At 31.1% G+C, this 13,256-nt stretch carries 5 protein-coding genes and 2 rRNA genes; 4 read left to right on the forward strand and 3 right to left on the reverse strand.

Features of this window, described 5'->3' with window-relative positions:
- The first annotated feature begins 108 nt into the window (after window positions 1-108).
- Both FOC43_RS07485 and rrf read left to right on the forward strand, forming a co-directional pair.
- Window positions 109-3,164 (forward strand): 23S ribosomal RNA (locus FOC43_RS07485).
- A 332-nt stretch (window positions 3,165-3,496) separates the two neighbouring features.
- Window positions 3,497-3,613: ribosomal RNA gene (rrf, locus tag FOC43_RS07490) — 5S ribosomal RNA — on the forward strand.
- Between the two features lie 458 nt (window positions 3,614-4,071).
- On the opposite strand, the gene FOC43_RS07495 is transcribed toward rrf, so the two are convergent.
- Genes FOC43_RS07495 through FOC43_RS07505 form a run of 3 tightly spaced genes read right to left on the reverse strand, consistent with a single transcriptional unit; the run spans window position 4,072 to window position 6,892 of the window.
- Entirely contained in the window at window positions 4,072-4,779 is a 708-nt protein-coding gene (locus tag FOC43_RS07495; RefSeq protein ID WP_002782876.1) for a hypothetical protein, read from the reverse strand.
- The gene (locus tag FOC43_RS07500; protein WP_002779284.1) at window positions 4,776-5,798 is read right to left on the reverse strand and encodes an AAA family ATPase; all 1,023 of its coding nucleotides are present in this window, start codon (window positions 5,796-5,798) and stop codon (window positions 4,776-4,778) included. Before FOC43_RS07500 ends, FOC43_RS07495 begins: the two co-directional genes overlap by 4 nt.
- Complete coding sequence (locus FOC43_RS07505; protein ID WP_002782878.1) at window positions 5,795-6,892, reverse strand: DUF262 domain-containing protein; 1,098 nt, start codon at window positions 6,890-6,892, stop codon at window positions 5,795-5,797. Before FOC43_RS07505 ends, FOC43_RS07500 begins: the two co-directional genes overlap by 4 nt.
- Before the next feature lie 103 nt (window positions 6,893-6,995).
- On the opposite strand from FOC43_RS07505, the gene FOC43_RS07510 reads away from it, so the two are divergent.
- Window positions 6,996-10,808, forward strand: a complete 3,813-nt coding sequence (locus FOC43_RS07510) for a class I SAM-dependent DNA methyltransferase (protein WP_004284562.1) — start codon at window positions 6,996-6,998, stop codon at window positions 10,806-10,808.
- Entirely contained in the window at window positions 10,808-13,240 is a 2,433-nt protein-coding gene (locus tag FOC43_RS07515; protein ID WP_002928619.1) for a pentapeptide repeat-containing protein, read from the forward strand. Before FOC43_RS07510 ends, FOC43_RS07515 begins: the two co-directional genes overlap by 1 nt.
- The last annotated feature ends 16 nt before the right edge of the window (window positions 13,241-13,256 follow it).

Raw genomic sequence — 13,256 nt, forward strand, 5'->3', positions numbered from 1 at the left:
ATTAGTCTTTAACTTACTTTATCAGCCTAATATCTTTTAGGTTGGCGGGGTAGGTCTTTAGCTTGCTTCTTAGTCAAGGCTTTGCCTTGACGCTAAAGAAGGTAAAAAAGGTAAGCTACTAAGAGCGAATGGTGGATGCCTTGACTGGTAAAGGCGATGAAGGACGTACTAGACTGCGATAAGCTACGGGGAGCTGTCAAGAAGCTTTGATCCGTAGATTTCCGAATGGGGCAACCCAATGTATAGAGATATACATTACCTATATAGGAGCGAACGAGGGGAATTGAAACATCTTAGTACCCTCAGGAAAAGAAATCAATAGAGATTGCGTCAGTAGCGGCGAGCGAAAGCGCAAGAGGGCAAACCCAGTGCTTGCACTGGGGGTTGTAGGACTGCAATGTGCAAGAGGTGAGTTTAGCAGAACATTCTGGAAAGTATAGCCATAGAGGGTGATAGTCCCGTATGCGAAAAACAAACCTTAGCTAGCAGTATCCTGAGTAGGGCGGGACACGAGAAATCCTGTCTGAAGCTGGGTCGACCACGATCCAACCCTAAATACTAATACCAGATCGATAGTGCACAAGTACCGTGAGGGAAAGGTGAAAAGAACTGAGGTGATCAGAGTGAAATAGAACCTGAAACCATTTGCTTACAATCATTCAGAGCCCTATGTAGCAATACAGGGTGATGGACTGCCTTTTGCATAATGAGCCTGCGAGTTGTGGTGTCTGGCAAGGTTAAGCAAACGCGAAGCCGTAGCGAAAGCGAGTCTGAATAGGGCGCTTAGTCAGATGCTGCAGACCCGAAACGAAGTGATCTATCCATGAGCAAGTTGAAGCTAGTGTAAGAACTAGTGGAGGACTGAACCCATAGGCGTTGAAAAGCCCCGGGATGACTTGTGGATAGGGGTGAAAGGCCAATCAAACTTCGTGATAGCTGGTTCTCTCCGAAATATATTTAGGTATAGCGTTGTGTCGTAATATAAGGGGGTAGAGCACTGAATGGGCTAGGGCATACACCAATGTACCAAACCCTATCAAACTCCGAATACCTTATATGTAATCACAGCAGTCAGGCGGCGAGTGATAAAATCCGTCGTCAAGAGGGAAACAACCCAGACTACCAGCTAAGGTCCCTAAATCTTACTTAAGTGGAAAACGATGTGAAGTTACTTAAACAACCAGGAGGTTGGCTTAGAAGCAGCCATCCTTTAAAGAAAGCGTAATAGCTCACTGGTCTAGTGATTTTGCGCGGAAAATATAACGGGGCTAAAGTAAGTACCGAAGCTGTAGACTTGCGCACAACTTAGATTATTTAAGTTTAGAATATGAGAAACTAAGTTATATGTTTAGTTATATTTTTACTGATTTTTATAGAGTAAAGATAGAAATAAAACTTAGTAAAATCAGTAAAAATATTCTTAGACTAAAGTTAAGTAGTTTAAGTTGTGTGCAAGTGGTAGGAGAGCGTTCTATTTGCGTCGAAGGTATACCGGTAAGGAGTGCTGGAGCGAATAGAAGTGAGCATGCAGGCATGAGTAGCGATAATTAATGTGAGAATCATTAACGCCGTAAACCCAAGGTTTCCTACGCGATGCTCGTCATCGTAGGGTTAGTCGGGTCCTAAGTCGAGTCCGAAAGGGGTAGACGATGGCAAATTGGTTAATATTCCAATACCAACATTAGTGTGCGATGGAAGGACGCTTAGGGCTAAGGGGGCTAGCGGATGGAAGTGCTAGTCTAAGGTCGTAGGAGGTTATACAGGCAAATCCGTATAACAATACTCCGAGAACTGAAAGGCTTTTTGAAGTCTTCGGATGGATAGAAGAACCCCTGATGCCGTCGAGCCAAGAAAAGTTTCTAAGTTTAGCTAATGTTGCCCGTACCGTAAACCGACACAGGTGGGTGGGATGAGTATTCTAAGGCGCGTGGAAGAACTCTCTTTAAGGAACTCTGCAAAATAGCACCGTATCTTCGGTATAAGGTGTGGTTCGCTTCGTATTAGGATTTACTCCGAAAGCGAAGAAACTTACAACAAAGAGTCCCTCCCGACTGTTTACCAAAAACACAGCACTCTGCTAACTCGTAAGAGGATGTATAGGGTGTGACGCCTGCCCGGTGCTCGAAGGTTAATTGATGGGGTTAGCATTAGCGAAGCTCTTGATCGAAGCCCGAGTAAACGGCGGCCGTAACTATAACGGTCCTAAGGTAGCGAAATTCCTTGTCGGTTAAATACCGACCTGCATGAATGGCGTAACGAGATGGGAGCTGTCTCAAAGAGGGATCCAGTGAAATTGTAGTGGAGGTGAAAATTCCTCCTACCCGCGGCAAGACGGAAAGACCCCGTGGACCTTTACTACAGCTTGACACTGCTATTTGGATAAGAATGTGCAGGATAGGTGGGAGGCTTTGAGTATATGACGCCAGTTGTATATGAGCCATTGTTGAGATACCACTCTTTCTTATTTGGGTAGCTAACCAGCTTGAGTTATCCTCAAGTGGGACAATGTCTGGTGGGTAGTTTGACTGGGGCGGTCGCCTCCCAAATAATAACGGAGGCTTACAAAGGTTGGCTCAGAACGGTTGGAAATCGTTCGTAGAGTATAAAGGTATAAGCCAGCTTAACTGCAAGACATACAAGTCAAGCAGAGACGAAAGTCGGTCTTAGTGATCCGGTGGTTCTGTGTGGAAGGGCCATCGCTCAAAGGATAAAAGGTACCCCGGGGATAACAGGCTGATCTCCCCCAAGAGCTCACATCGACGGGGAGGTTTGGCACCTCGATGTCGGCTCATCGCATCCTGGGGCTGGAGCAGGTCCCAAGGGTATGGCTGTTCGCCATTTAAAGCGGTACGCGAGCTGGGTTCAGAACGTCGTGAGACAGTTCGGTCCCTATCTGCCGTGGGCGTAAGAAGATTGAAGAGATTTGACCCTAGTACGAGAGGACCGGGTTGAACAAACCACTGGTGTAGCTGTTGTTCTGCCAAGAGCATCGCAGCGTAGCTAAGTTTGGAAAGGATAAACGCTGAAAGCATCTAAGCGTGAAGCCAACTCTAAGATGAATCTTCTCTAAGCTCTCTAGAAGACTACTAGTTTGATAGGCTGGGTGTGTAATGGATGAAAGTCCTTTAGCTGACCAGTACTAATAGAGCGTTTGGCTTATCTTTAATAAAGCATCACTTCCTTGTTAAGGTTTTTAAGAAGACTTTGAATATAGATAATATTTAGAGTTTAATAGAAATCTTTCAAGTAGAGTTTGTATTAGAACTTGCTCTTAACATTGTTTTTTAAGTATTCTAAAATAAAAACTTATCAAAGAGAGTAAAGATTTGATTCATTGATAAGATGAAAGATAAGATTTAAAAGATAAAAGTAAAAATTAAAAAACAAAAAAGAAAAATAAAAAAGAATAGAAGAAAAGCAAAAAAATAAAACAATAGAATAAAAATAAAAGCTTTATTCTTAAGTTAAATCTTTCAAAGAATATTTAAATAACAATGTCCGTGATTATACAGATGTGGAAACGCCTTGCTCCATCCCGAACCAAGAAGCTAAGCACATCGTGGGTGATGATACTACGCCTTACTGGCAGGGGGAAAGTAGCTCATTGCGGACTTGTTAATTCTACTTTATCTTATTCTTATAGATTTAAAATCTTAGTTTTTATATGTCAATCGTTGTTTTTATATTTAATTATTTTTTTATGTTTATTAAATCTATTATTGTATTAATTATTTTTTTATTGATTGAATTTGTTTTTATGCCAATTAAATATGTTTTTGTATTCATTGTTCTTTTATGTTTATGTTTATGTTTAATTGGCTTGGATTGATTTATGCTTTTGTTCTAATTGTATTTAATCAGCTTAGAATGCTTTGTATAATGCTTTTACTTATCTACAACTTATTATTTTTATATTCAATCATTAGTTTAATTGATTTATGCTTTTGTTGGTTTTAAATACTTTATTAGTCATTGCTTGATTAGTTTATTAATTTATTTAATTTAATCAGTTAGGTTATATTCATTGGTTTGTTTGAGTTGGTTAGTGAATAATATAATTAAAGTATTTTACTAAGAGGTAGAAGATGTGATTACTCTAACAATATAAGTGAAATCTTTTTCTGTATCTAATAAATAATCTATCCCACTAGTTAATATCAGTTCTATTTTATAGGTTGGATAATATATTAAAATATACCTATCGTGACAACCCAAGTAGCGGTTATTTTGTTTGTCTATTTTTATCATTTCGTTATGAGGATTTATTCTACTGTAAATATATTTAGGCAAATAAATATTTTTATTAATACTACATATCTCTATAAAATCGTTTAAATTTTCTTGTGTTAAATACTGATCATATATAAAAATACTATTAGCTTCTAAAAACAAATTTTTAAAATATTCAAAAGCTTTCTCTCTAGATTCCTTTTGTTTAAATGTTGCACATAAATTGTTTTCTATTTTTTCATCTTTTATATAAAGATATGGAAAAGATTTGTTTTTGTCATTTGTTAAAATGATTTTTAGAGTAGTTTTTTGTGAGAGTTTTTCTAAGGTTAGATTAGCATATCCACTTTGGAGAAAAGCACTTTTTATATCACTGTCTATAACTAGATTTGATTCTTCTAATTTTTGAATTTGCTTTAAATTGATTAAATGTGTTGGTTTATAGTATTTGAATAAATTTTCGATGATATTTTTGTCGCATTCAAGAGAATTTTTGAATTTTTCAAATTCTATTAATACTTCATCATCAAGCACAAGTGAAAATTTCATCTTATTTCCATTAATTTATCCAAATCTGTGTCAAAAAATCCTGTAGGAAAATTAATTTTTTCTCTATTTATGTTGGTAAATTTTCCAGAATGAATAAAAATTGGTACAAAATCTGTTTGTTGATCTTTATAGTAAATAATACAATCTTCATCTTTAAATTCTTTTTTGAAATTTATATATCTTAATTTACTCAAAAGATAATTAGAATGAGTTTCGATGATAACTTGAATTCCTTTTGAAACCAAAAATGCAAAGAAATCTGCAAATTTAGAGATAGCTTTTGGATGCAAATGAATTTCTGGGTTTTCTATTATAAATATATCTCCTTTTTTTAAAGATAACCCAATAATAATAATCTTAGTAGCAAAATTTAAGCCAGTGGATATATTAGATGGCAGGAAATAATTAGAAAAATTTTTATCTTTAAATCCATTGAGTATAATGTCTATACTTTCATTTGTCGTAAAAGAAATTTCTAAATCCAATATTTCTTTTATCCATTTATCAACATGATAATTTAAAATTTTATTACTATCGGGATTTTCATAAAAAATTTCATCAATACTTTTTAAACTATTTGTAGAAAAATAATTGCCTATATATTCACCAGAAACTCCAAATTTGATATTATTTTGTATTTTTTCGGTATCTTGAATTAAATTTCTATTAGATTTTAAATAATAGAAATTTTCTTCAAAATCAAATAAATATTCAGTATTTTTGGTTATTTCTTCTTTTGTGATATTTATTATATTTTTTTCGTTTAATGTTATATGAATTGAATCTTCATGTAAATCTTTATTTCTCATCTGATCAAAAATATATAAATTTCTAGTAAAATTTTGTATATACATAGACTTTTCTATATTTAAAATATTTGTATTTATAAAAAAACAAAGCGTTTGTAATATTGAAGATTTTCCGCACGAGTTTGTTCCAGTGATTATAGTTAATGGTTTAAAATCAAAACTATTATCTTTAATTAATTTAAAGTTTTTTATGTGTAATTTGTGTATCATTTGATAAGTTCCAATGCTTTATTGATTCTAAATTCGATATTTTCTTTGCTATCGATACCATAGGTTATTTTTTCAGGCTTATCAAGTTCTTGTTTAAATATATCTATTTGTTCTTTTAAAGGATAAGGTTTATTGTTTTCTTTTGCATACATAAATGCAGAAGTTAAGGCTTCAAACAATGCCATACTTAATTGTCTTTTATTTGTTTTATGGATATCTTTGGTCTTAAATCTAAATAAGTTATCTTTGTAATTAATGGCAATAAATTTCATTATCTCTTCATAATTTTGCAAAAAAGATTCAAAATCTTGTTCCGCCTTTTTATTAATGGTTCTCATGGCCTTTGCTAAAAAATCATCCATAGGAGTAAACAATTCTATATCTATTTTTTTTGTTATGCAAAGATATAAGGAGAGAAATCTTAAATTTAAATATCTATCTTTCATGTTTTTACTATTTGGATTTCCTGTTGCTTCTTTAAATGCTTCATAATCACTCATTTTATTGATAATTTTTGTACAAGTTCCGTTGTATAGCGCATTACGCATTTCTTGATTATTGATTTTTGTTCCACCACGATTTACTCTATCGAAAATATCGTATTTAATTTTTTCAGGAGTTTGTGGAGATATTATATACATATCTATTTGATAGTCTTCTATTCTGGTTTTTTCTTGTGCTTGTAATTGTTCAAATTTTTTACCATTACAATCTGTTAATATTTTTAATCCTTTTAAGATTAATTTACCTTCCAAAAACTCATTTAAGCATCCGAGTCTTTGTTTGCCGTCTGCTATTTCTAATCTTCCATCTCCTGTTTGATAGGCATATATTACAGGGATAGGAATTCCCATTAATATAGATTCTATAAGCTCCGATTTTTGTTTATTATTCCATCTTTGATCTCTTTGAAATTCCGGTGTTAAAATAAAATCGTTTTTAATTATTCTGCGATTTGCTTCATAAACACTGAAACTTTTTTTCTCAATTTTGATATCTTTTATGGGATAAATTTCATTTTCTTTATCATCTTGTTCTTCTAAACCTTCATACAAGCTTTCTTGAAAATTTTTTATTGAATCTTGAGTTTCCATACTTTTGCTCCTTGGTATTTGTAATTATAACACTAAATATCGAATTTTGATTCTTTAAAATAAATTTTGATAAAATAGAAACTATTTTAAAAAAAGGTGCAAGATGAAATTTGAAGCCATAGATGAAAAAGAATTTTTAAATCCTTACTACCGCAAAAAGCCGATTTTAGAAGCAGAGTTAAACGAATTTATTAAAGCTTTGAAAGATTATAAAACAAGCTTAGAAAACAATCTCAAAAACAACGAAGACTCCCTAGTAGCAAACGCTTTAAGCAAATTTTTTGAAAATTTGCATTTTGAGTGTGAGATAAAAAGCATACATAAAGGCAACAGTGGTATGGATCTTGCTTTGAAAAAAGACAAGCAAATTCAAGTCATCGTCGAAGCAAAATTGCCCCATTCTAAAGAATTCTTTAGTCAAAGCAAGCCCAACTGCAAGGCTTTGCACGAGTGCATTTTGTATTATCTTCGTGAAAGAAAGGCTTTAAATTCATCACTCAAGCACATCATCATCACGGATTTTTATCGTTTTTATATCTTTAAGGCGGATTTGTTTGAAGAGCTTTTTAACAAAAACAAGTATTTTAAAGAAGCTTTTGAAAATTTTGAAAGCAAAAATTCTCTTTTTAAGGGCAATACCGATGAATTTTACAAAGAGTGCGAAAAGCTTTTAAGCAGTGAAAAATACCTTGATTCTATCACAAGAAAGGATTTATTTGATGAGCCTAGCTTAAAGGGTGTTTTTATCGATATAAAGCCTATTTTAGAGCAAGAAAAGCCAAGCTTTAGCAAGCTCAAGCCTTTGTTTAAAATTTTTCACAAAGACTTTTTGTTAAGCGAGTTTAACCCCAACGATGCAAATTCACTCAACAACGCTTTTTACAAAGAGCTTTTATATATCTTAGGGCTTTGTGAGAGCAAACAAAACTCAAAGCTCATCATCGCAAAAAGCCAAGAGAGCGAAGAAGAGCAAGGCACCTTCTACACCGCTATAAATTCTAAGCTTAAAGAAGAAAATTTTGAAACCATCTTAAAACTTTTGATCTTATGGCTTAATCGCATTTTGTTTTTAAAGCTTATAGAGTCAAATTTGGTGCGTTTTAATGATGATAAAAATTTGAAATTTTTAAATTTCAAAAAAATCCCTGATTTTGACAAGCTTAGCGAACTTTTCTTTGAAGTTTTAGCCAAAGAAAAAAGCACGCGAAAGAAAAGCGAATTTGCTTATCTGCCTTATTTAAATTCTTCTTTGTTTGAAAAACAAAGCATAGAAAACACACTTGAAATTTCAAGCTTAAGCAATGACTTAAAGCTTTTTTACTATAAAAACACTGTGCTAAAAGATGATAAATGCAAGGCTAAAAAAGGACAAGTGGGGCTTTTAGAATACTTGTTTGAATTTTTGGATAGCTTTGATTTTGGTAGTGATGATGAGCAAAGCGAAATTTTAAGCCAAAAAGAACTCATAAGCTCAAGCGTTTTAGGAAATGTGTTTGAAAAACTCAATGGCTACAAAGAAGGGAGCTTTTACACGCCAAGCTTTATCACTTCTTATATGTGTAAAGAAAGCATCACGAAAGTTGTGCTTGATAAATTCAACGCTCAATTTGATCTTGATGCTAAAAATATAAGCGAACTAAGAAAGTCTTTAAGAAAAGAAGACAAAAAAGCACAAAAAGAGCTTTTAAACTCTATAAAAATTTGCGATCCTGCAGTGGGAAGCGGGCATTTTTTAGTTTCTGCTTTAAATGTTATGCTGAGTATCTATGATGAGCTAAATCTTTTTGATGAAGAGTTTTACCTAGAAGTGCAAAACGATGAAATTCTAATCACCAATCATAAAGGCGAGTTTATAGAGTATAAACGCCCAAGTACGCCTAAAGATAAAGCCCATCTTATCCAACAAGAACTTTTTCACACCAAAAAAGACATCATAGAAAACAACCTTTTTGGTGTCGATATCAACCCTAACTCATGCGAGATCACCAAGCTAAGGCTTTGGATAGAGCTTTTAAAACATAGTTTTTATCAAAGCTTTGATGATGAGAATTATCACGATCTTAAAACCCTGCCAAACATCGATATAAACATAAAATGCGGAAATTCTTTGGTATCTTACTTTGAAACAGGCAAAAGTCTAAGCCACTACCCTAACATCAAAGAACGTATGAGCAAATACAAACGCATAGTAAAAGACTATAAAGAAGGCTTTTACACAGATAAAAATCTCATTGCCAAGGAAATAAAAAATCTCCAAGAAAGCTTTAAAAATTTTTGTTTGAAAGATAAATTTAACAAAGAGATCAAACAGCTCACAAATGGGGCAAACGAGTATTCTAAAAAATACGGCGATTTTTTAGCCGATGAACATCACGATGAAAAATTTAAAAGCTTTTTTTCTAAAAATATGTTTGAATTCAGTTTTGATGAAAAAGTAGCCATAAAAGAATTTGCAAATCTTAAAAAAGAATACGACAATATCTTCAACCTAGAAAGCAATCATCCTTTTGAATGGCGTTTTGAATTCCCTGAAATTTTGGACGATGATGGAAATTTCAAAGGCTTTGATCTTATCATCGGCAATCCACCTTATATAAGACAAGAAGAGCTTAAAGAACTCAAGCCCCATTTAGCTAAAAATTATAAGGTTTATAAAGGCACGAGCGATATTTATACTTATTTTTACGAGCTAGGCTTTAATGTCTTAAAAGAAAATGGAATTTTATCTTTCATCACTTCAAACAAATACACCCGTGCAGGATATGGGGAAGCTTTGCGTGAATTTTTGCTAAAAAATACTTACATTTTAAAATACATCGACTTAAATGGCATAAAAGTTTTTGATAGTGCTACAGTGGATACTTCCATACTTTGTTTTGAAAAATCAAAAAGCAAAGATAATAAATTCAAATACCTTGCCCTAAGCAATGAAATTTTAAAAACTTGTGCTTATAACATTGGCTTATATAAGGACTTTGCAGAATTTTCGCAAAATTCTTTAAGCAAAGAAAGTTTCACTTTTAGCGATGAGAATACTAGTGCTTTAAAGGCCAAGATAGAACGCATAGGAACTCCGCTTAAAGAATGGCAAGGACTTAATATATATCGTGGAATTTTAACAGGCTATAACGAAGCCTTTATCATCACTACTGAAAAAAGAAATGAAATTTTAGCAAATTGCAAAGATGAAGCCGAAAAAGAACGCACCGCCAAACTTATACACAAAATGCTACGCGGACGCGATATAAAAAGATATAGTTACGAGTGGGCGGGACTTTGGGTGATATTTATACCTTGGCATTTTCCAAATGTTGAAAAACCAAAGACAATGCTAGAAAATGAACAAGATTTAAAAGAACAATATCCGAGCTTATATAAGCACTTGTTATCTCATAAAGAAAGATTATCTAAAAGAAATAAAGAAGAAACAGGAATTTGTTATGAATGGTATTGTTTGCAAAGATGGGGAGCAAATTATTATCAAGAATTTGAAAAAGAAAAGATAGTGTATAGCGAAATTGTAAGAAAGCCGCAATTTTATTTAGATGTAAATTTAAATTTTTATGCAGAAGCTACAAGTTTTATTTTAACAGGTGAAAATTTAAAATATCTTATTGCCTTTTTAAATAATGACTTTGTTGCTTTCATCTTTAAAACATTTTATGCAGGTGGAAATTTAGGAGAAAATGGTTTTAGATATAAAAAAGCATTTTTAGAAAAACTTCCTATACCAAAAATAAATTCTAAAAATCAAAAATTAGCAAATGAGCTTGTAAATTTAGTTGATGAAATTTTAAAAGCCAAAGAGCAAGACAAAAACGCAAATACCCAAGAACTAGAAAACAAAATCAATTCTTTGGTTTATAAACTTTACAATCTCACCGAAGAAGAAATAAAAATCATAGAAGGGAAATAATGAAAAGAAATATATATGAAATCGAACTAGAGATACCAAATAGCGGTATTTTTATAATGAGTTTGGAAAATGAAAATTTAATTATTTCTTTAAATGTTGTGAAATTTATAGAAATCAATGCAGAAAAAATTGCAACTTTAGATGGAAAGTTAGATGCTGGAGAATTGGCTAAACCATTAAATCCGTATATTATCTATAAAACTTTAGAAGAAAATCATAAAAATAATTTTAATGGCGTTAAAATTATAGACAAAATAGAAGAAGAAAATAACATTGTTTATTATTTTAATTTCGGATTAACATTAAACACTTTTATAGAACAAATAAAAGAAAATATAGATGAAACTTTATTAAAAAAAATAAATAAAATGAAAAATTTTATATCATTTTGTTGTTTTTCTTGTGAAATAGCAGGAGATACTACTTCAATTTCCCTAAGTGAACTTGAAAATTTAAAAAATAGTTATGGCTATGAAGGAAAAAACTATAAAAGTATTTTTAAAAAAGAAGTTTATATAAACTATAGTTGCCTTGAAAGAATAGTTTTTTCAAATTGCGAATTTAAATCTAAAATATCTTTACATAAAATTGATAATAGTCATAAAATTGCTTTTTGCAATGGTATAGATTTTGCAAATTGTATTTTTGAAGATGATGTAAATTTTAAACGCTTTGTATCAGGCACTCCATTGCCTGATAATAAGTATTATAATAATGAAAGAGATACTATATTTGAAAATTGTATTTTTAATAAAAGAGTTGATTTCCATAATTCTAAATTTGTTAATAGTGTATATTTTACTAATTCTCATTTTAAAGATTATGTTGATTTTCACGCGTGTGAATTTAATAAAATAGCTTGTTTTTATGGAGTTACATTTGATAAAGCTCCGAATTTCAGTGCTTGTTATTTTAAAGAACCAAAAGCTGTAAATTTAATCAATGTCGATATAGATAAGCTAGATTTTAAATCAGTGGAGAAATATATAGAAGATAATTATCAAGATGAGACGTGTGAAAATAAACAAGAAATAACAGAAGAACAGCGTAATAATAATTGTAAATTAAAATGTGCCAAACATTTAAAAGATTCTTTCAGAGTCATAAAAGATGTTTTAATCACACAAAATAATACCCTAGAAGCTCAAGAATGGCATAAATTAGAACTTTATGCGAAAGAGAAAGAATTGGAAATTCAATTAAGTAAAAATAAAAATGACAATTTAAAAAAAGAATCTAAAAATCAAGTATATAATCCTAAGGATTATGAAAAATTTAATTATTCAAAAATTATACCTCTTATAATATTTTTATTAAAAATAATTGGACATTTATCTGTAAATATATTAATATTTGTTGAGTTAGTTTTGGTCGCTCCATTTTTTACAATAATGTTTTATTGTGTTTATGTTGTATTTTTTATATATAAAATTTTGACATTTATTCTAAAATCATTTTATCCTTTAGATATAAATAAATTTATAATCTTTTGGAGGATAAAATTTAATAAAATTAAAAGAAAATTGATAGTTTCCGGAAGAAAGATGCTAGATTTTACTTTGTGGTCCGATTGTGTTTTGTTACAAGTTTATAGGAATACTAGCAATCACCATACAAATTTCTTAAAAATTTTAAATTTTACAATTTTAATGATTTCATTGTATGCTTTTATGGGTTTTGTATTTTCAAAAACCATAAATTTTATATTATCCTTTAATTCAGTATCGATAATTATAGCAAGCTATATTATTTTGCTTGTATTTGCTTTAATGCTTGTTAATGTTAAAAAACAATTGTATCAATATGGCGTTATTTTGATTTTTATGCTTTGTGGTGCTTTTACAATATCTATGATATTGTTTTTATCATCAGAGTATATTTCAATTTTTTGCTTTTTGATTTATTTTTTAGGCGTATTGATTTTTTATCTTTTTTTTATTTGTAAAATTAAATTATTTATTTTTCTTGTGAGATTTTTTGCTTATATGATTTTTATTGCAACGATTATAACAAAACCACAATTTATAAATCCTTTTACAGGTGTATTTTCATCAGATAAGCTTTATGAAAGTCAATTTGAAAAAAGTTTAAATGATTTAAATGCGAGTGCTATTGTAAATCTAGCAAGCATATTGCAAAATGATTTTAATCTCCATTTAAAAGATCAAAATATTTCTTTTACAGAGTTAAATTCAGCTAAAGCTTTGATAATAGCAAATAAAGAAAATCTTTTAAAATTAAACGATGCGAATTTAAATATAACCAAGGAAGTTTTAGGAGAAAAATATACAGAACTTTTAAAGATTATAAATCAAGACAAGATTACAGAAAATACCATAAAATCCACTAGTGTTTTATATAGCATTATACTTTTGCTTTGTATATTCTCACTCCAAAAAACCGCACGAAAAAATTCCATAGTGCCAAGCTAAGCTTTAAAGCTTAGCT

The sequence above is a fragment of the Campylobacter coli genome (assembly GCF_009730395.1).
In the GTDB taxonomy this organism is placed as follows: Bacteria; Campylobacterota; Campylobacteria; order Campylobacterales; family Campylobacteraceae; genus Campylobacter_D; species Campylobacter_D coli.

Coding starts and splice junctions, on each gene's coding strand:
- FOC43_RS07495 (WP_002782876.1), bottom strand. CDS start 4,779: ATGAAATTTTCACTTGTGCTTGATGATGAAGTATTAATAGAATTTGAA.
- FOC43_RS07500 (WP_002779284.1), bottom strand. CDS start 5,798: ATGATACACAAATTACACATAAAAAACTTTAAATTAATTAAAGATAAT.
- FOC43_RS07505 (WP_002782878.1), bottom strand. CDS start 6,892: ATGGAAACTCAAGATTCAATAAAAAATTTTCAAGAAAGCTTGTATGAA.
- FOC43_RS07510 (WP_004284562.1), top strand. CDS start 6,996: ATGAAATTTGAAGCCATAGATGAAAAAGAATTTTTAAATCCTTACTAC.
- FOC43_RS07515 (WP_002928619.1), top strand. CDS start 10,808: ATGAAAAGAAATATATATGAAATCGAACTAGAGATACCAAATAGCGGT.